The 19,968-nt window shown below is 60.8% G+C and carries 17 protein-coding genes; 9 read left to right on the top strand and 8 right to left on the bottom strand.

Translation table 11 applies throughout. From position 1 onward, the window contains the following. Positions 1-17 precede the first annotated feature (17 nt). The 4 genes from GPK94_RS03845 to GPK94_RS03830 all read left to right on the top strand — a co-directional run bounded on the left by GPK94_RS03845 (position 18) and on the right by GPK94_RS03830 (position 2,581). Positions 18-482: a TspO/MBR family protein gene (locus GPK94_RS03845; RefSeq protein ID WP_215654552.1), complete on the top strand. Its 465-nt coding sequence runs from the start codon at positions 18-20 to the stop codon at positions 480-482. A gap of 76 nt (positions 483-558) precedes the next feature. Next, the gene (locus GPK94_RS03840) at positions 559-1,134 is read left to right on the top strand and encodes a DUF308 domain-containing protein (RefSeq protein WP_101692124.1); all 576 of its coding nucleotides are present in this window, start codon (positions 559-561) and stop codon (positions 1,132-1,134) included. Positions 1,135-1,151: 17 nt separating this feature from the next. Then, on the top strand, positions 1,152-1,550 hold the full coding sequence (locus GPK94_RS03835; protein ID WP_195279025.1) for a desulfoferrodoxin family protein: 399 nt from the start codon (positions 1,152-1,154) through the stop codon (positions 1,548-1,550). 77 nt (positions 1,551-1,627) lie between these two features. Then, positions 1,628-2,581 carry an alpha/beta hydrolase gene (locus tag GPK94_RS03830; RefSeq protein WP_215654550.1) on the top strand — a complete coding sequence of 318 codons (954 nt, stop codon included), beginning with the start codon at positions 1,628-1,630 and terminating at the stop codon, positions 2,579-2,581. A 139-nt stretch (positions 2,582-2,720) separates the two neighbouring features. Here the strand turns inward: GPK94_RS03830 and GPK94_RS03825 are convergent, their stop codons facing one another. From GPK94_RS03825 to purF, 3 genes are all read right to left on the bottom strand, one after another. After that, positions 2,721-4,352 carry a CTP synthase gene (locus GPK94_RS03825; RefSeq protein WP_215654548.1) on the bottom strand — a complete coding sequence of 544 codons (1,632 nt, stop codon included), beginning with the start codon at positions 4,350-4,352 and terminating at the stop codon, positions 2,721-2,723. Between the two features lie 33 nt (positions 4,353-4,385). After that, positions 4,386-5,966, bottom strand: coding sequence for an asparagine synthase B (gene asnB, locus GPK94_RS03820; RefSeq protein WP_215654546.1), 1,581 nt, complete (start codon positions 5,964-5,966; stop codon positions 4,386-4,388). A gap of 442 nt (positions 5,967-6,408) precedes the next feature. Next, positions 6,409-7,791, bottom strand: coding sequence for an amidophosphoribosyltransferase (gene purF / locus GPK94_RS03815; RefSeq protein ID WP_215654543.1), 1,383 nt, complete (start codon positions 7,789-7,791; stop codon positions 6,409-6,411). 326 nt (positions 7,792-8,117) lie between these two features. On the opposite strand from purF, the gene glnA reads away from it, so the two are divergent. The 3 genes from glnA to gltB all read left to right on the top strand — a co-directional run bounded on the left by glnA (position 8,118) and on the right by gltB (position 14,635). Beyond that, positions 8,118-9,449, top strand: coding sequence for a type I glutamate--ammonia ligase (gene glnA, locus GPK94_RS03810; RefSeq protein WP_195279035.1), 1,332 nt, complete (start codon positions 8,118-8,120; stop codon positions 9,447-9,449). 34 nt (positions 9,450-9,483) lie between these two features. Next, on the top strand, positions 9,484-10,026 hold the full coding sequence (locus tag GPK94_RS03805; protein ID WP_186964208.1) for an ANTAR domain-containing protein: 543 nt from the start codon (positions 9,484-9,486) through the stop codon (positions 10,024-10,026). A gap of 85 nt (positions 10,027-10,111) precedes the next feature. Further along, positions 10,112-14,635 carry a glutamate synthase large subunit gene (gltB, locus tag GPK94_RS03800; protein WP_215654541.1) on the top strand — a complete coding sequence of 1,508 codons (4,524 nt, stop codon included), beginning with the start codon at positions 10,112-10,114 and terminating at the stop codon, positions 14,633-14,635. 93 nt (positions 14,636-14,728) lie between these two features. On the opposite strand, the gene GPK94_RS03795 is transcribed toward gltB, so the two are convergent. The 5 genes from GPK94_RS03795 to GPK94_RS03775 all read right to left on the bottom strand — a co-directional run bounded on the left by GPK94_RS03795 (position 14,729) and on the right by GPK94_RS03775 (position 18,003). Then, positions 14,729-15,481 carry a flavodoxin family protein gene (locus tag GPK94_RS03795; RefSeq protein WP_215654539.1) on the bottom strand — a complete coding sequence of 251 codons (753 nt, stop codon included), beginning with the start codon at positions 15,479-15,481 and terminating at the stop codon, positions 14,729-14,731. Between the two features lie 120 nt (positions 15,482-15,601). Continuing rightward, positions 15,602-16,042, bottom strand: coding sequence for an arsenate reductase ArsC (locus tag GPK94_RS03790; protein ID WP_101692648.1), 441 nt, complete (start codon positions 16,040-16,042; stop codon positions 15,602-15,604). 20 nt (positions 16,043-16,062) lie between these two features. Further along, positions 16,063-16,521, bottom strand: coding sequence for a C-GCAxxG-C-C family (seleno)protein (locus tag GPK94_RS03785; protein WP_215654537.1), 459 nt, complete (start codon positions 16,519-16,521; stop codon positions 16,063-16,065). A gap of 72 nt (positions 16,522-16,593) precedes the next feature. Beyond that, a complete protein-coding gene (locus GPK94_RS03780; protein ID WP_186964211.1) occupies positions 16,594-17,607 on the bottom strand; it encodes a permease in 1,014 nt (337 codons plus the stop codon). Positions 17,608-17,691: 84 nt separating this feature from the next. Beyond that, entirely contained in the window at positions 17,692-18,003 is a 312-nt protein-coding gene (locus GPK94_RS03775) for a metalloregulator ArsR/SmtB family transcription factor (RefSeq protein WP_195279038.1), read from the bottom strand. A gap of 163 nt (positions 18,004-18,166) precedes the next feature. Between GPK94_RS03775 and GPK94_RS03770 the strand changes: the two genes are divergently transcribed. Both GPK94_RS03770 and GPK94_RS03765 read left to right on the top strand, forming a co-directional pair. Beyond that, the gene (locus GPK94_RS03770) at positions 18,167-19,096 is read left to right on the top strand and encodes a sugar-binding domain-containing protein (protein WP_195279039.1); all 930 of its coding nucleotides are present in this window, start codon (positions 18,167-18,169) and stop codon (positions 19,094-19,096) included. 243 nt (positions 19,097-19,339) lie between these two features. Then, complete coding sequence (locus tag GPK94_RS03765; RefSeq protein ID WP_215654535.1) at positions 19,340-19,948, top strand: DAK2 domain-containing protein; 609 nt, start codon at positions 19,340-19,342, stop codon at positions 19,946-19,948. Positions 19,949-19,968 lie beyond the last annotated feature (20 nt).

Raw genomic sequence — 19,968 nt, 5'->3', positions numbered from 1 at the left:
GTATCTGTGAGGTGTCTATGAAAAAACTCGCACTGCTTCTCTTTCCTCTCCTGGCGCTGGCCGCAGGGGCGTTCTCCTGGACCCTGTCCGGCAACGGCCTGGAGACCGTCTATCCGCTTCTGGCCCTCTCGCCTCTGACTCCACCCGGCGCGGTATTTCCGGTAGTGTGGACCATCCTCTATCTGCTTATGGGATTGGGCCTGGCCCTCGTCGTCCGAAAAGGCGGTCCCGGTACCTCGCTCGCCGTGGTGATCTGGGTGTTACAGTTGGCCGTCAATGTGATCTGGAGCCCGCTCTTCTTTGGCCGCGGGGATTATCTCGCCGCCCTGCTCTGTCTCGGGGTCCTGTGGCTGCTGATCCTGCTGATGCTCTTTGCCTTCCACTCGGTCAGCCGGGCGGCGGCATGGCTGCAGATCCCCTATTTCCTGTGGGTCAGCTTTGCCGGGTATCTGAATTACACCGTCTGGTCCCTCAACCGCTGACCAGCTTTCCCCATCCTCTCCACTCAAACTGCAAGAGCTGCGGCAATCCGGCGCAGCAGAAAGGCAAGGTATTGCTATGATGTTTCAATTCTTCTGGACCCGAAGCGCCTCCATCTGGATCTCCATCCTCTATATGGCCCTGGGTCTGCCCCTACTCCTATTCCCTGGAATCAGCGGCACGATCTTTGTATGGGCCCTCTCCGCCGGAGCCGCCGTCTACGCCGCCAGTCATCTCTTCCGCTATCTTCAGAGCCGTAAGGCAGGGGAAGGCTCCGGAGGTGACCTCTTCCTCACCGTCCTCCCGCTGGCTTTTTCCCTCTTTGCCCTGTTCTGGCCCCAGGCTATCCTCTCCTTCCTCCCTCTGGTGCTGGGCGCTCTTCTGCTGATTGATGGAGTGGGCAAGGCCCCCCTGTTCTTTTCCGCCCTCCATCTGCGGACCTCTACCCTCATTCCGCTGGCCCTCTCCTCCCTGATTCCCCTCATCCTGGGTATCCTGCTCATCGTCAATCCGTTCCATGCCGCCCGTATGACCATCATGGTTTTCGGTGCCGCTCTGATTGCAGACGGCGTGAGTGATCTGGCCACGGCACTGGCTTCCCGCAAACTTCCCACCGCTCCTCCCCCCGACTCTGTCCCTACCGACCCCACTTGATCAAAAGGAGATCTCTTATGAATCTGTATTTCTGTTCTCACTGCGGCAACGTAGTTACCAAACTCACCGATTCCGGCGTGCCGCTGATCTGCTGCGGCCAGCCCATGACCCTGCTGGAGCCCGGCTCCACGGACGGCGCCGTGGAAAAGCACATCCCCGTGGTACAGCAGGGCAACCGCTGGATCATCCTCAATATCGGCAGCAGCCCCCACCCCATGACCGAAGCACACTCCATCCTCTGGGTCCTGTTGGAGACCGAACACGGCTTCTACCTGCGCCATCTCTCCCCCGGCAGCGATCCACAGGCCGATTTCCTGCTTCCCTGCGGTGAGTCTCCCATCGCCGCCTACGCCTACTGCAATCTCCACGGGCTGTGGAAAACCACCGCCTTTTCTCGCTCAGACACCCTCTGTTGAACCAAGGATCCCCACTCCTCTGTCCACAGGAACAGCCCTCCATCCACTCCTCCACCATTAGAAAGGCGGAAGCTCCCATGTATAAAAACTCCCTCATCTCCAGCACACACAGTGAAAATACAGAAAAGGTCAACGCAAAAATGACCGAAGCCGTGATGGCCGCACTCAAGGCCATCCACAGCGCCGCCTCGCCCGACTCCATGGAGCCGGAAGACCTGAAGCGTCAGCGCCTGGGACAGGAGGTCCTGGGGCGGCTGGTCTCCCCGCCCATCGGCTTCAGCTGGGAGCCCTTTACCCTGGACGGCATGCCCATGGCCTGGGTCCGTCCGGAGCGGGGACACGACCGGCGCCGGGCCATCCTCTACTGTCACGGAGGCGGCTACACCAGCGGAAACCTGGGATATGCCCGGGTGCTGGCCGCCAAGATGGCGGGGGCCACCGGATGTGCGGTTCTGGTCTTCCAGTACCGGCTGGCACCCGAGCACCCCTATCCCGCTGCGCTGGAGGATGCACGTGCCGCCTGGGATTATCTGATGGGGCAGGGGTGGGGCGCCCGTGACATTCTGCTGGCCGGTGACTCCGCCGGCGGAAACCTGGCGCTGGAACTGGCGATGACCCTGCGGGACGAAGATCGCTTTCTCCCCGGCCGCCTGATCCTCTATTCGCCCTGGACCGACATGACCGCCTCCGGCGACTCCTATGAGAGCTGCAGGGATCTGGACCCCATGCTCTGCGCCGATTATATCCATGCCGTGCGCAGTGCCTATGCCCCCAACGCAGACTGGAGCCGCCCTGAGTTCTCCCCTCTGTTCGGGGATCTGCGGGGACTGCCCCCGACCCTCATCCAGGTAGGGGAGCGGGAGATCCTGCTCTCCGACTCCCTTCGGCTCCAGGAGGGACTGGCCCAGGCCGGCGTCCCCTGCGTGCTGGAGTGCTGGAAGGATCTGTGGCATGTATTTCAGATGTTCCCTCTGAAAAGCGCCAGCGAGGCAATGGAGCATGTGGAACATTTCCTCCATCAGATGGGCTGATCTCCGCCACACTCCCCATATCTCCGGTCTACAATAAAGCGTCTGCCCGCTGTGCGATGTCATAGAGGGCAGACGCTCATTTTATAAACACATCTTTACATCTTTTGCGGTATCGAGAATCCGTCCGCCCCGCCACAGGTTATCTCGTCTCGGCCTCTTTTGCCCCACTCTTGGCCGCATACTCAACCGCTGCGGCTACAAAGTCCCGGAACAGCGGGTGGGCTTTGTTGGGACGGGACTTGAATTCCGGGTGGAATTGGACGCCCACAAACCAGGGATGCCCGGGCAGCTCCACCATCTCCACCAGACTGCCGTCCGGGGAGAGTCCGGAGAGGCAGAGCCCCTTTTCCACAAGCAGTGTCCGGAAATCGTTGTTGAACTCATAGCGATGGCGGTGCCGCTCCCAGATCTCCTCTGTGCCGTAGGCGTGAAAGGCCCTGGTGTCCCGGCTGGTAATATGGCAGGGATAGGCCCCCAGACGCATGGTCCCACCCTTGCTGACCACCCCCCGCTGCTCGGGCATCAGATCGATGACCGGGTGGGCAGTGGAAGCCAACTCCGTGGAATGGGCGTCCGCCAGACCGGCTGCGTGGCGGGCAAACTCGATCACCGCCATCTGCATGCCCAGACAGATCCCAAAGTATGGGACACGGTTCTCTCTGGCCCAGCGGATGGCCGAAAGCATCCCGTCCACCCCGCGGGAACCAAAGCCGCCCGGGACAATGACTCCGGCGCATCCGCCCAGCATTTGCGCGGCATTGTCATCGTTCAGCTGCTCCGAGTCCACCCAGCGGATGGCCACCTGAACACTGTTCTCGATCCCACCGTGGGCCAGGGCCTCCGCGACGGAGAGATAGGCGTCGTGCAGCGCCACATACTTTCCCACCAGCGCGATCTCCACCCGTCCGTGCGGGTGTTTCGCCCGTTCCACCATGGTGCGCCACTGGTTCAGATCCGCATCCGCTCCGCCCAGCTTCAATCTTTGGCAGACCACTCTGGCCAACCCCTCCCGCTCCAGCATGAGCGGGACTTCATACAGAATGGGCGCCGTCTGATTGGCAATCACCTGTTCCGGCGGGATATTGCAGAAGAGGGAAATTTTATCCCGAATGTCCTGGGGGATCTCCGCGTCGGAGCGGCAGAGGATCACATCCGGCTGAATTCCCAACCCCAGCAGCTCCTTGACCGAGTGCTGGGTGGGCTTACTCTTGAGCTCCCCGGTCCCCGGGATGGAGACAATGAGAGAGACGTGGATATAGAGCACATTCTGCCGTCCCACCTCCACCGCCACCTGGCGGATGGCCTCCAGGAAGGGCTGGGACTCGATGTCGCCCACCGTGCCGCCGATCTCCGTGATGACCACGTCGATGCCCGGACGCCGTCCGACCCGGTAGACTCGCTCCTTGATCTCGTTGGTGATGTGGGGGATGACCTGGACGGTACCGCCCAGAAAAGCCCCCTCCCGCTCCCGGTTGAGCACCGACCAGTATATCTTGCCCGAGGTGACCGAGGAGTCCACCGTCAAATCCTCGTCGGTGAAGCGCTCATAGTGTCCCAGATCCAGATCGGTCTCGGCGCCGTCCTCCGTGACAAACACCTCGCCGTGCTGATAGGGACTCATGGTACCCGGGTCCACATTGAGATAGGGATCAAATTTCTGAAGGGCCACCTTGAGTCCCCGGGCCTTCAGCAGGCGTCCCAGGGAGGCCGCCGCGATCCCTTTTCCCAAGCCGGATACCACGCCTCCGGTCACAAAAATATACTTTGTCATGTGCTGTTCCCTCTTTTTTCATGGATTTTATACTCAAAAACCGCTGGCGCCGTAGTTTCCCAGCACCCGGGCGGACGGGTCATCCACATCGCAGCCCTCCCATTCCCGGTTGGGCATCCAGAAATCGCGGATCATTTTTGCCTGACCCGGGTAGTACTTCTCGAAGAGATCCCGGTAGAGCAGGCTCTCCTTGGTAAAGGGAGGCCGGAAAGGATACCTGGCGCACCCGCTCAAAAAGGCCCCGTCCGTGTACTGTCCGGCGGCGTATTCCTTCAGATCATCCACCATGGAGTGGCCCACCGCGTCGGAAAAGGCCGCCTTCTCCCGCCAGAGGATCTGTTCGGGCAGCAGGCTATCCTCCGCAAAAGCCCGGCGCAGCAGATACTTTCCCTTGCCATAGGTGTTCATCTTGAGGGTCGGGTCCACCGACATGACGTACCGGGCAAAATCCAGGTCACCAAAGGGCACCCGTGCCTCCATGGAGTGGACACTAATACAGCGGTCGGCCCGGAGCACATCGTACAGATAGAGCTCCTCGATCCGCTTGCGGGACTCCTGCTGGAAGGCCTCCGGTGTGGGGGCAAAGTCGGTGTACTTATACCCAAAGAGCTCATCGGAGATCTCTCCGGTAAGGAGCACCCGGACATTGGTCCGCTCCCGGATGGCCCGGCAGCACAGGTACATGCCGATGCTGGCCCGGATGGTGGTGATGTCCCAGGTTTCCAGTGCGGCTACCACCTCAGGGAGTGCCCGGAGCACATCTTCCCGGGTCATGATGATCTCGGTGTGCTCTGCGCCGATAAAGTCGGCTACGGTCCGGGCATACTTGAGGTCGATGGCGTCCGTGTCCATGCCGATGGCAAAGGTGCGGATGGGCCTGCCCAGGAGCTTGGCGGCAATGGCGCACACCAGGCTGGAATCCAGGCCGCCGGAGAGGAGAAATCCCAGGGGCGCGTCCGCATCCAGCCGCTTTTCCACCGCCGCGATCAGCTTGCCATGGATCTTGCGGCAGACCGTCTCCAGATCGTCAGTGCAGTCGCACGGCGTCTGCGCGATGTCCGCATACCGGATAAACTGTCCACGGTAATAGTAATGCCCCGGCGGGAAGGGAAAAATCTCTCCGCACAGCCCCACCAGGTTCTTTGCCTCACTGGCAAAGACGATGCCTCCGTCCCGGTCATAGCCGTAGAACAGCGGCCGGATGCCGATGGGGTCCCGGGCGGCAATGTAGGTGTCCTCCTGTCCATCGTAGAGGATGAGGGCAAATTCCGCGTCCAGCTTGGAGAACATCTCCACCCCATACTCCCGGTAGAGGGGGAGCAGGATCTCACAGTCGCTCTCACTGCGGAAGGAATACTTCCCCTTCAGGGCCTCCCGCCATTTTCTCCAGCCGTAGAGTTCCCCGTTGCACACCACCATATCCGCGCCCAGGGAGAAGGGCTGCATCCCCCGCTCGTCCAGTCCCATGATGGAAAGGCGTCGGAAGCCCAGCCAGCCCGACGGCGTCTCTGTCACACGGGCCATGTCCGGCCCCCGGGAACGGGTCCGGTCCAGATAGTACCGCACCTCCTCCGCCGTCCTGGTCTTTTGGGTAAAACCGATGATCGAACACATAAAAAAGCACCTCCGGATCTCTTTGCGCAGCCTTCTCCTTTTCTTAGGACGAATGCTGCGCTCCGCGGTGCCACCTAACTTTGCCGCCTTCCGACGGCCCCTTTTCCAGCTCTGGACAAGCCGGTGCGATATAACGGTCGCGCCCGGTCCCCCTAATGGCCGTACCGGCGTTCAGGTTTCTGCTCCGGAGTGTTCTTCACGCAGCCTCTGGTGCGGGTTTTCCATTCTCACCCGCTCACTGTGACCGACCCTCTGCGCTACTTTTCTCCCTCATTGCCTCTGGTTTCTAATAAAAATAGACAAGGGCGCCGTGGCCCATGCCACAGCGCCCTTGCTGTTGTTAGGCATTATAGCCGGATGACGACGCTCTGTCAAGGGGGAGTCCCATTTTCAGCAAAGTGTCCCATTTTTTACGGGGAACGCCCCAACAGATTTTGTGCCTTTAAAAACGAATGGGATACGTACCGGTAAAGCACCCCTCACAGAAGCCGCAGGTGGCGTCCGGAACCATCTGATGCAGATCCTCCCGGCGGAGGAAGGCCAGACTGTCGGCACCGATGAGAGTCTGGATCTCCTCCATGGAATAGCGGCAGGCGATCAGCTCATCTCGGTCCGGAATATCCGTTCCGAAATGGCAGGGCGCCAGGAAGGGCGGGGAGGAAACCCGCATATGTACCTGTGCCGCTCCGGCCTCCCGCAGCAGGGAGACGATCTGGCGGGAGGTCGTTCCACGGACGATGGAGTCGTCGATCATGACCACCCGCTTACCCTCCACGCAGCTTCTCAGGGCGCCCAGCTTGATGCGCACGGCCTGCTCCCGGCTCTGCTGTCCGGGCGTGATGAAGGTGCGCCCCACATAGCGGTTTTTTACCAGCCCGATCCCGTAGGGAATGCCGGACTCCTCCGCATAGCCCATGGCGGCGTCCAGCCCGGAGTCCGGAACGCCGATGACCACATCCGCCTCCGCCGGGCTGGACCGGGCCAGCAGGCGCCCCGCCTGCCGCCTGGCCATGTGGACCGATTGGCCGCAGAGGATGGAGTCCGGCCGGGCAAAGTAGATGTACTCAAAAATGCACATATGGCTGGAGGCGTTTACGCAGTTTTCCCGGATAGATGTGATCTCTCCGTTCTCCACCACCACGATCTCCCCGGGTTCCACCTCCCGCACCAGTTCCGCCCCCACCGCGCTCAGCGCACAGCTCTCCGAAGCAAACAGGATGGCTTCTCCCCGCCGTCCCATGCACAGAGGCCGGAATCCCCAGGGGTCCCGGACGGCGATCAGCTTTTGAGGAGACATGACCAGCAAGGAGTAGGCTCCACGCAGGCCCTTTACCGCCTGGCAGACCGCATCCTCCACACAGCTGCAGCGCAGACGCTCCTGGGCAATGGCATAGGCGATCAGCTCAGAGTCGGTGGTGGTCTGAAAGATAGCTCCCCGGTACTCAAAGGCAGTGCGCAGCTCCTGGGTGTTCACCAGGTTTCCGTTGTGCGCCACCGCCAGCGTCCCCTTCACATACTTCAGCGTGAGGGGCTGTGCATTTTCCCGCCGGTTGCCGCCGGTGGTGGCATAGCGCACATGGCCCACTGCCATGGTCCCGTTGAGCTGATCCAGACGCCTTGCATCGAACACCTCGCCCACAAGTCCCACATCCTTGTGGAAGGAGAGCTCCCGGTCATTGATCGCGGCGATCCCGCAGGCCTCCTGCCCCCGGTGCTGAAGCGCGTAGAGGCCATAATAAACGGTGCGGGCACAGTCTCCGGCCGGGTCCCAGATGCCAAAGATCCCGCATTCTTCATGGATGGACAATTCTGATTCCTCCTCCATCGTTCCATCTCCAAAAAGAGACAAGGGCGCTGCGGTTAAATTCCGCAGCGCCCTTGCTGTCCGACATGATTATATATACTTTCCCCTTCTCCTGTCAAGACCACAGCTGCACGCTCCAGCCTAAAATATGAATGTTATAAACTTATTAGTTTTATTTTGTTTGGATTTCTCTCAAAAAATCATTTTCAAAAAATATTAAAAAAACTATTGACATCTTCAAAAAACAGGACTATACTTTCGCCCATAGTTCAGAGCAAAGGCGTTCTGACCGAAAGGTCGGTTCGCCTTTGTTTTTGTTTTATGAAAGTCCGAAAGGGGAGTCTTGCATGTCGTACAGCAAAGAAGATATCATCCGCATGGTAAAGGATGAAGATGTGGAGTTTATCCGCCTCCAGTTCACCGACATTTTTGGTCAACTGAAAAATGTCGCCATCACCGCATCTCAGATTGAAAAAGCGGTCAACAATCAGATCATGTTCGACGGCTCCTCCATCGAAGGTTTTGTCCGCATCGATGAGTCGGACCAGTACCTCTACCCCGATCTGGACTCCTTTGTCATTTTCCCCTGGCGCCCCAGCCACGGCAAGGTGGCCCGTCTCATCTGCGACGTCTACAACCCGGACGGCACCCCCTTTGCAGGGGATCCCCGCGGTGTGCTCAAGCGGGTCCTGAAGCGGGCCTCCGACATGGGATACGACGCCTTCAACGTAGGCCCCGAGGCCGAGTTTTTCCTCTTCCAGACCGACGACGAGGGCAAGCCCACCACCAAGACCAACGATGAGGCTGGTTACTTCGATCTGGGCCCTCTGGACCACGGCGAGGGCACCCGCCGGGAGATCTGCATGGCGCTGGAGCAGATGGGTTTTGAGATCGAGGCCAGCCACCACGAGGTGGCCCAGGGACAGCACGAGATCGACTTCAAATACGCCGATGCCCTGCGGGCGGCCGACAACATCATGACCTTCAAGCTGGCGGTCAAGACCCTGGCCCAGCGCAACGGGCTCCACGCCACTTTCATGCCCAAGCCCATCTTCGGGATCAACGGCTCCGGCATGCACACCAACATGTCCCTCTTCCGCAACGGGAAGAACGTCTTCTACGACCCCGACGGGGAGAAGGGCCTCTCCAAGGAGGCGTACAGCTTCATCGCCGGTCTGCTCCACCATGTCAAGGGCATGGCGGCCGTGACCAACCCCCTGGTCAACTCCTACAAGCGGCTGGTGCCCGGCTACGAGGCCCCCTGCTACCTGGCCTGGTCGGCCTCCAACCGTTCCGCCCTCATCCGCATTCCCGCCGCCCGCGGCCAGTCCACCCGGGTGGAGCTGCGCTCTCCTGACCCCGCCTGCAACCCCTATCTGGAGCTGGCGGTCTGCCTGGCCGCCGGACTGGACGGCATCGAGCAGGGCATGACGCCCCCCGCCGAGGTGACTGAGAACATCTTCGTCATGGACCAGGCTACCCGGGAGGCCCACGGCATCGAGAGCCTGCCCGGCTCGCTGGAGGAGGCCATCCGCGCCATGCAGGCCGACCCCCTGATTCTGGACACCCTGGGCGAGCACGTGTCGGAAAACTACATCGCCGGAAAAGTCAAGGAGTGGGATGAATACCGCACCCGCGTCAGCTCCTGGGAGTGCGACAAATACATGATCAACTACTGACCGGCACGCCCGGCCCCCGGAGGGAGAGGAATCTATGGAGCAGATCATTCTGGCTTTTGAGCAGGAAAAGACCGCCCGGCGGATCAAAGAGCTTCTGGAGAGCTCCGGCACCGCCGCCTGTCTCCTCTGTACCTCTGCCGACCAGGTGCGCCGGATGGTGTGCAAGCGCCGCATCACCACGGTCGTGTGCGGATACAAGCTGCGGGACCAGTCCGCCCAGCTGCTGGCCGAGGATCTGCCCCCGTTCTGCTCCGTTCTGGTCCTGGCCCCACAGAATCTGTTGGAACTGCTGGAAAATGTGGAGCTCTTTCGTCTCCCCACCCCCGTCACCCGGCGGGACCTCCTCACCACGGTGGAGATGCTTCTGCGGATGGGGCACCGTCTGGAACGGATCCTCGCCCCCCGGCGTCCCACCGAGGAACAGCAGCTGGTGGACCGGGCCAAGCACCTGCTCATGGACCGCAACGGCATGACCGAGGAGCAGGCCCACCGGTTCCTGCAAAAAAACAGTATGGACCACGGCGTGCGGATGAGCCAGACCGCCCAGCTGGTCCTGGACAGTGAAGATCTGGAATAAGACAGAGACAAGGCGGTCTCGTGGCGGCAGTCCGGGAACGCGGCTGCCGCCTTTTTCTATCCCTTACGTGAAAGGAGCGCTATATATGGAGAGAACCGGCTGCCCGCCCCGAGGCCTGTACACCCCCTCCTTCGAGCATGACGCCTGCGGGATCGGCGCGGTGGTGGAGATCAACGGCCAACCCAGCCGCAGAACGGTGGACGACGCCCTGAAGATCGTGGAAAAGCTGGAACACCGGGCCGGAAAGGATGCCACAGGAGAGACCGGCGACGGAGTGGGCATCCTGCTTCAGATCTCCCACCGGTTTTTTGCCGCTGCCGCCCGGGATGCCGGCATCTCTCTCCCCGGCCCGCGCGAGTATGGTGTGGGAATGTTTTTCTTTCCCCAGGACGAGGCGGTCCGCCGCCGCGCCAAAGAGATGTTCGAGGTCCTCTCCCGGCGGGAGGGGCTCCCCTTCCTGGGCTGGCGGAAGGTACCGGTCTATCCGGATATTCTGGGCCGCAAGGCGCGGGACAAAATGCCCTGCATCGAGCAGGCCTTTGTGGCCAAGCCCGAGTCCCTCCCCACAGGCCTCCCCTTTGACCGGAAGCTCTATCTCCTCCGGCGGGTCTTTGAGCACTCCAACCAGGAGACCTACGTGGTCTCCCTCTCCAGCCGCACCATCGTCTACAAGGGGATGTTCCTGGTGGACCAGCTCCGCCGGTTCTATCCCGATCTCCAGAGCGCCGACTATGAGTCGGCCATCGCCCTGGTCCACTCCCGCTTCTCCACCAACACGAATCCCTCCTGGGAGCGGGCCCACCCCAACCGCCTCATGGCCCACAACGGCGAGATCAACACGATTCGGGGCAACGCCGACCGGATGATGGCCCGGGAGGAGACCATGTCCACCCCCCTGCTGGCCGGAGACATGGACAAGGTCCTGCCGGTGGTCGATCCCTCCGGCTCCGACTCCGCCATGCTGGATAACACGATGGAATTTCTGATGATGGCGGGCATGGATCTGCCGCTGGCCGTCATGGCCTGTATCCCGGAGCCCTGGCGGGAGGACCGGAACATCTCCCGGGCCAGACGGGATCTGTACCACTACTATTCCACCCTGATGGAGCCCTGGGACGGCCCGGCCGCCATTCTCTTCTCGGATGGCGACCTGGTGGGCGCGGTGCTGGACCGGAACGGTCTGCGTCCCGCCCGCTACTACATCACTGCCGACCACCGGCTCATCCTCTCCTCTGAGGTGGGGGTGCTGGATCTGCCCAGCGGGGAGATCGTCCGCAAGGGCAGGCTCCAGCCCGGGCGGATGCTGCTGGTGGACACCGTGCAGGGACGCATCCGCTCCGACCAGGAGGTAAAGGAGGCCTATGCCGCCCGTCAGCCCTACGGCGAGTGGCTGGACCGGAATCTGCTCCGCCTGCGGGATCTCCCCATCCCCAACCGCCGGGTGGAGCGGCACAGCCGGGAGGAACTGCTCCGCCTGCGCACGGCCTTTGGCTATACCGAGCAGGAGATCACCGACACCATCCTTCCCATGGCGAAGACCGGCGCGGAGCCCACCGCCGCCATGGGCGCCGATGTGCCGCTGGCCGTGCTGGACCCCAAGGATCAGCCGCTCTTCCACTATTTCAAGCAGCTCTTTGCCCAGGTGACCAATCCCCCCATTGACGCCATTCGGGAGGAAGTGGTCACCGACACCACCATCTATGTGGGCGACGACGGCAATCTCCTCCAGGAGTGCGCCGAGAACTGCCGGGTGCTCCAGATCCACAATCCTATCCTCACCTCCACCGACATGATGAAGATCAAGGCCATGGACCAGCCCGGCTTCCGGGTAGAGACCGTGTCCATGCTCCACTATAAGAACACTCCGCTGGACCAGGCCCTGGACCAGCTGGCCCTCTCGGTGGACCGGGCCTGGCGTGCGGGAGCCAATGTGGTCATCCTGTCCGACCGGGGTGTGGATGAAAACCATGTGGCCATCCCCTCCCTGCTGGCCGTGTCCTCCATCGAGCAGCATCTCATCCGCAGCCGCAAGCGCACGGCCGTGTCCATCCTGCTGGAGACCGGTGAGCCCCGGGATGTCCACCACTTTGCCACCCTTCTGGGCTATGGTGCCCGGGCCGTGAATCCCTATCTGGTGGAGGAGACCATCGTGGACCTTATCGAGTCCGGGCAGCTGGACAAGGATTTCCACACCGCCGTGGCCGACTACAACGCCGCCGTGCTCCACGGGATCGTAAAGATCGCCGCCAAAATGGGGATCTCCACCCTCCAGTCCTACCAGTCCGCCCAGATCTTCGAGGCAGTAGGCATCCGACAGGAGGTCATCGACCGCCACTTTACCAACACGGTCTCCCGGGTGGGCGGGATCGGCCTGGAGGAGATCGGCGCCATGGCTGAGCGCAATCACTCCCGGGCCTTCCAGACTCCGCCCGGTACGCCGCCCTCCCCCCAGGTCACCCGGGAGGACCGCCAGGACCACCTCTTCAACCCCCAGACCATCCGTCTCTTGCGGGAGGCCACCCACCAGGGCAGCTATGAGATTTTTCGGCAGTACACCGCCCTGGTAGATGACGAGACCAGGCCCCGCACCCTGCGCGGTCTGCTGGAATTCCGCTATGCCGCCCAGCCCATCCCGCTAGATGAGGTGGAGAGCGTGGACGCCATCGTCCGGCGCTTCCGGACCGGGGCCATGAGCTACGGTTCCATCTCCCCGGAGGCTCACGAGTGTTTGGCCCTGGCCATGAACCAGCTGGGCGGGCGGTCCAACTCGGGCGAGGGCGGTGAGGAGCCCGACCGCCTCCGTGACCCCGCCCGCAACTCAGCCATCAAACAGGTGGCCTCCGGCCGCTTTGGGGTCACCAGCGAATATCTGGTCAGCGCGGAGGAGCTCCAGATCAAGCTGGCTCAGGGGGCCAAACCCGGGGAGGGCGGCCATCTTCCGGCCGGGAAGGTCTATCCCTGGATCGCCCGGTGCCGCCACGCCACCCCCGGTGTCCCCCTCATCTCGCCGCCGCCCCATCACGATATCTACTCCATCGAGGATCTGGCCCAGCTCATCTATGATCTGAAATGCGCCAATCACAGGGCCTCCATCTCGGTTAAACTGGTCAGCGAGGCCGGTGTGGGGACGGTGGCCGCCGGCGCGGCCAAGGCAGGGGCCCAGGCCATCCTCATCTCCGGCTATGACGGCGGAACCGGAGCCGCGCCCCGCACCTCCATCTACAATGCCGGTCTGCCCTGGGAGCTGGGCCTTGCCGAGGCCCACCAGACCCTCATCCAGAACGATCTGCGTACCCGGGTCATGCTGGAGGTGGACGGCAAGCTCATGTCCGGCCGGGACGTGGCCATCGCCTGTATGCTGGGCGCCGAGACCTTCGGCTTTGCCACCGCCCCGCTGGTGGCTCTGGGCTGCGTGATGAAGCGGGTGTGCAACCTGGACACCTGCCCTGTGGGCGTGGCCACCCAGAATCCGGAGCTGCGCAAACGCTTCCGGGGCAAGGCGGAGTATGTGGTAAATTTCATGCGCTTCATCGCCCAGGAGCTGCGGGAATACATGGCGCAGCTGGGCGTACGCACCGTGGAGGAGCTGGTGGGGCGCACCGACCTGCTGGCTGTCCGCTCCCCTGCCGCCAATCCCCGCTCTGCCACGGTGGACCTGTCCCGCCTCCTCCAGAACCCCTGCACCGCGCAGGATGGGCAGCACTTTCAGCCAAGCGATGTCTACGACTTTCACCTGGAGAACACCGTGGACCGGAAGGTCCTGGAGCCCGCTCTGGGGAAAGATCTGGCCGCCGGACACCCCCGCACACTCTCTATCTCCGTCTCCTCCACCGACCGGGCCGTGGGTACTCAGCTGGGCTCGGAGATCACCCGTCTCCACGGGAACGATCTGCCTGAGGACACCTTCCGCATCCACTGTACCGGCGGGGGTGGCCAGTCTTTCGGCGCGTTTCTGCCCCGGGGCCTGACCCTGGAGCTGGAAGGCGACGCCAACGACTATCTGGGCAAGGGGCTCTCCGGCGGCAAGCTGGTGGTCTACCCACCCCGGGACAGTCGGTTTGATCCGGCCGAAAATATTCTGGTGGGCAATGTGGCCCTCTACGGCGCCACCGGCGGTACCGCCTTCCTCAACGGTGTGGCTGGGGAGCGCTTTTGCGTGCGCAACTCCGGTGCAACCGCTGTGGTCGAGGGGACCGGAGACCACGGCTGCGAGTACATGACCGGCGGCCGGGTGGTGATCCTGGGTCCTACCGGCAAAAACTTTGCCGCCGGCATGAGCGGCGGCATCGCCTATGTGCTGGATGAGCATCGGGATCTGTACCTGCGCATCAACAAGGAACTGGTGTCCATGGACCCGGTGAGCGACCCACAGGATGCCGCGGAGCTGCGTGCTCTCATCCAGGCACACGCCGCGGCCACCGGCTCCCCCAGAGCCAAAGCCATTCTGGCCGAGTTTGAAGCGTACCTGCCCCGGTTCAAGAAAATCCTCCCCCGGGATTATGACCGCATGCTCCATGCCATTGCAGCCTATGAGGCCCAGGGCATGGGCCGGGAAGAGGCTGAAATGGCGGCCTTCTATGCCTCCCAGACATCCCGCACGCCAACCTGATTCCCTCTCTTCCATTCTCTCCCATCGAAGTGGAAGCCAGCGTCCTTTGGACGCTGGCTTCTGCTCTGATACTCCCCTTACTCTTCTACTCTTTTAAGGATGCGTAGGGTCCTCTTTCCCTCCGCCCTTCATTTTGGACCGGATCAGTCCGCCGATCCCCCGGCTGATGAGAGCATAGGGACGGTAGATTCTGCAAGGGAAATAATAGGGCCGGTCCACCCATCCCTTCTCCTCCCAGTAGGCCCGATCCAGCTTTCCCAGGAAGAGGGCCATGGATTTCTGCACCTCAAAGTCGATCATCTGGCCCAGCGAGGGGGAGTAGCGCTCCGGCTGCTCCATCAGGCATACGAATCGCTCCACCTCCCGCTCGGAGATCTTCCGGTCCTGATTGAAGATAGTCCGCCCCACCTTTCCCGTCGGCATGGCTCCCCACTGCACCGCAATGCTCTCCAGATAGGACAGGGTCTTTTTCAGGCCCGACCCCTTGGTGCTGGCCACCGCCAACATTGGCTTGCCCGTGAGGACCGGGCGGTGATACCACCGGCAGGTCCGGTCTAGAAAGGTCTTCAATTTTCCCGACACCTGCTGGAGATAGACCGGCGAGGCGAGGATCACGCCATCTGCCTCCGCGAGGCGTTCCATCAGCTCCTCCGCGTCATCCTTCCACACGCATTCCCCATTCAGAATGCAGCGGTCACAGCCCGCGCAGAATTGAATGTCATACCGGTAGAGCTCAATCACCTCCAAAGCGATCCCGTGCTTTGCTAAGATCTCCCCGATTTCCCCCAGCAGACGGAAGGTATTCTGTCTCCTCTGGGCGCCAAGCAACGCCACTGCCTTTTTCATTCCATGCTCCTCTCCAACCCGGTTTTCCTATGGCAGCCATCATCTGCCCCAACCTAAGGATATTCCGCAGTTTCTTCCACAGACCGCAAAAGGCTGCCGCCCCTTGGCGGCAGCCTTTGCTCACATCCGCAGCGTCTCCTTCAGGGCCAGGACACGCGCCTCGATCTTGGCAATAGTCTCTGCGAAAACCTCGTCCCCCTTGCCGGTGGGGTCATCCAGTCCCCAGTTCTCGGCGTACTGGAAGGGGAGATTGGGGCAGCTCACATTGCAGCCCATGAAGATCACCACATCCGGCTGAGGGATGTCAAAAATCAGCTTGTTGTACTGCGTCTCCTCCATATCGATGCCGTGGAGGGCCTTCATCATCCGCACTGCGTCCGGATTGATATGGTCCTTCAATTCGGTACCGGCGGAGTAGCTCTCAAACACGTCGCTGGCCAATTTCTTGCCCAGGGCCTCCGCCATCTGACTGCGGCAGGAGTTATGGACGCAGACAAAGGCCACCTTGGGCTTGCCCTGGCATACGATCTGGGGCCGGGTGCGCTCCGCGCCGCACTCCATTCCCGCATTCCAGCTTTCACTCATTGTTTCGCGCCCCGCTCTTCCTCCAGAATGATCTTCGCCGTCTCATAGGCCATCTCGCCCGTGAAGGCGATGCACTGCTCCATGTGCTCCTTGGAGCCCTTCTCCATCCCCTTGGTCAGCACTTTACAGCAGCTGACCTTGTGCCGCTGGCAGAAGATCTGATAGAGCTTTGCGCTCAGAGCCATAGCCCGGTCCACACTGGGGTCCTTTCCCTCCGTTCTGCCGTAGACCAGACCGATGGTCAGGATACCGCCCGTCAGCGCACCGCAGGTACACCCCATGCCGCCCATGCCCACAGGAAAACCGGAGGCCATTTTGACCGCCTCCGCCGGCGCATCGATTCCCAGCTCCTCCACCACGGTCTTTACTACCGCCTCGGAGCAGTAGAATTCCCCCTTGCGGTAGTACTCCTCCGCCCGCGCCCGGATCTGATCCAGATCTGCCTCCAACCTCATAACTCAAACCTCCTGTATTTCCGGCTGATTTCTGTGCCTATTAAACCACACCAGTGTACGATTTGCAATGGATCAGACCAACAGGAACTGGATCGCATTGAAGAAATACCCTACCACCACGATTCCAATGATACAGATGGCAATAAAGGTGCCCAGCAGTCTGGGTTTGACCGCCTTTTTCAGCATGATCATGGAGGGCAGGCTCAGGGTGGTGACCGCCATCATAAAGGAGAGGATGGTCCCCAGCCCAGCGCCCTTAAAGAGCAGACTCTCTGCCACAGGGATGGTGCCGAAGATGTCGGCATACATGGGGACGCCCACCAGGGTGGCCAGAATCACGGCAAAGGGATTGTCCCCGCCCAGGACCCGCTCCACCCACGCCTGGGGCACCACATTGTGGATCAGTGCGCCGATCCCCACTCCGATCAGAATATAGGGGGCCACCTTCCGAATCGTGCCCAAAAGCTGCTCTTTCGCATAAAGCACCCGGTCGCGGCGGGTAAGCTTTCGGCCCTCCACCTCAATGTGGGGGGCGTTTTTGATGAAGTCCTCCACATAGCGGTCCATCTTCAGCTTTTCGATCACGGTTCCGCCGATGACGGCAATGACCAGTCCCAGGAGCACATAAACCACAGCCACTCTGGCCCCAAAGATGCTCATCAGCAGCACCAGGGACCCCAGGTCCACCATGGGGGAGGAGATCAGGAAGGAGAAGGTCACCCCCACCGGAAGGCCCGCGCTGGTAAATCCCATAAAAATGGGGATGGACGAACAGGAGCAGAAGGGAGTCACAGTCCCCAGCAGGGCCGCCACCGAATTGGCGCCGATCCCGTGGAATCGTCCCAGGATGCGCTTGGTACGCTCCGGGGGAAAATAGCTCTGGATATAGGAGATCCCAAAAATCAGCACCGAGAGCAGCACAAAAATCTTAATGGTGTCGTAGATAAAAAATTGCAGGGCGCCCCCCAACATGGAATCGGTGGAAAGCCCGGCGGCAGTAAGCCCGTGGCCTACCAGCGCTTTGAGCCATTGCATGCCTAGGATCTGGTCCTGGAAAAACAGCCAGGCCGTGCGAAGTACTTCCATTTCTTTGTCTCCTCTCCTCGGAAAACAGTTCTAAAATTTTCGATTTTACGTCCCAAAGAAAAGCCATCGCGTATGGGATGGCTCTTATCCTTGGCAGGTGCAGTTCGTTTCTGCACTAGTATTTACTTCCGTGAGGCATTGCAGCAGCTCTTTTGCATACCGGCTGCCCGCTTCACTGATTCCGTAGTGGGTCCACTTGCCCTCCACACGGCCCACCACGATGCCCGAATCACACAGGATCTTCATGTGATAGGACAGCGTGGACTGGCTGATGTTCAGGTCTTCCAGCAGGACGCAGGAGCATTTTTCCCCACTGCGGAGCAGCTCCAAAATTTGCAGGCGGTTCACATCGCAGAAGGCTTTGAATACCTTTGCGTCCGCCCCGTGGTCACGCATGGTATCCCTCCTTTCCAATCGATTCTATTCGAATTGATTCTCAGTATACCTTTCAAATCGAAAAAAGTCAATCTATTTCTTCTCACTGTCCTCATTGCATTCAGAGGTATTCTGTACTATGATAGAGTTACAAATGTAACACGCTCCATCACAGGGGGTATTTATGGACCGCAATCAGGAAAAATTGCAAAAACTGGCCTATGTCGCCCAGCGCTACTATCTGGATGACTGGAAGCAGAGCGACATCGCCGCAGAACTGGGTGTATCCCGCCCCCTGGTCAGCCGGATGCTCCACGAGGCCCGCGCCCTCGGCGTGGTCAAGATCATCGTCTGTCCCCCCGCCTCCGACGCAAACTCGCTGCTGGAACAGCTGCGGCTGTCCTCCTCCATCCGGGACGGCGTTCTGGTGGAGGACGGCAAGGACGACGACGCCACCAACCAGCTGCTCTCCCAGGGTGCGGTACAGCTTCTGTGGCAGCTCCGCTCCCGGCATCTGGGGATCGGCTGGGGCCATCTGATCGGACAGCTGGTCACCTGGCTGGAGGCACATCCCCAGCTGGGCAGTACCGTCACCGACATCTGCCCCCTGGTTGGCAATGCCAGCATCCCCGCCCGCAATTACCAGTCCAACGAGAATGTCCGCCTCATCGCCCAGCAGCTGGGGGCCACCCCCCACTTTATCTACCTCCCCGCCCTGCCGGACAGCCTAGAGGAAAAGCATCTGCTCTGCTCCACCGAGATCTATCGGCAGATCCAGTTCCAGTGGAACAAGATGGACACTGCCCTGGTGAACATCGGAAACTATCCCTCCAGCCCGGACTTTGCCTCCCTGGTCCGCTACGGCAGCTTGCTCCAGGAGGAGCACACCTGCGGGCGGCTGCTGGTCTACTATTTTAATGCCGACGGGAAGGTCATCCAGTCGGAGCAGGATTTTGCCATTCAGATCCCGCTGGATACCCTCAAGCGCTGTCCCAACATCGTGGGCGTCTGCTCTGCCAATACCAGCGCCAAGGCACTGCGCGGCGCGCTGAAGTCGGGGCTTCTGACCCACCTGGTGGCCCGGGCCGATCTCGTCCGCGAGGCATTGAACTGATTTTCTTTTCAAATGTAACTCTTTCCTTCGGAATTTCTTCCGTCGGAAAGAGTTCTTTTTATTTATTGCACAATTTAAAATGATATATTTTATAATTTATATAGAATCTGCACACCGTTAATTGACTTTTGTTACATACAGAGATAAGATGATTGCACATAAGTAACACCCAATGTGTCGCTCTCCTATCTGTACACACCGGAACGGTCTATCTTTGTCTGATCGGAAAGAAGGAATCGCACCATGAAAAAGACGGAACTCGCCGCACGGTTTCAGCATGCCTGCGCCTGTGTCACTGCAGCAGAGCAGATTTTGACGGAAATCGACTCCAAATTCGGCGACGCGGACCACGGTCTCACCATGAACAAAATTGCAGGCGCCATCGCACAGGCCATAGAGGAATCCGAGGGCGGGATCCAGTCCATGCTGGATGATGCCGCCATGGCGGTCATGGTCCTCAACGGCGGCAGCGCAGTCCCCCTCTGGAACACCTGGCTGGACGGCATGCAGGAGGCCGCCCCCGCTGGTGACGAGATCGATATTCCCGGCCTCCAGGCCATGTTTGCCCATGGATTTGAGGCTCTGGACGACATCTCCGGGGCCAAGGTTGGCGATAAGACTATGATGGACGCCCTGATCCCGGCCAGTCAGGCTATTGCCGCCTACACGGGACAGGACGAAAGCAAGCTCTTTACCCTGGCGGCCCAGGCGGCCCACGATGGTGCCGAGGCCACCAAACAGTTTACCGCAAAATTCGGCCGGGCCAAGAGCTACGGGGAGCAGACCATCGGCACCCCCGACGCCGGCGCCACCTCGATGGCCCTCTTTTTCCAGGGCCTGGCCCAGAGCTGAATCAATCTGCTATTTTAACC

Source organism: Pseudoflavonifractor sp. MCC625 (genome assembly GCF_018784545.1).
Lineage (GTDB): Bacteria > Bacillota > Clostridia > Oscillospirales > Oscillospiraceae > Pseudoflavonifractor_A > Pseudoflavonifractor_A gallinarum.
The sequence above is the reverse complement of the archived record's forward strand: the minus strand, read 5'-3'. Positions and strand labels throughout refer to the sequence as shown.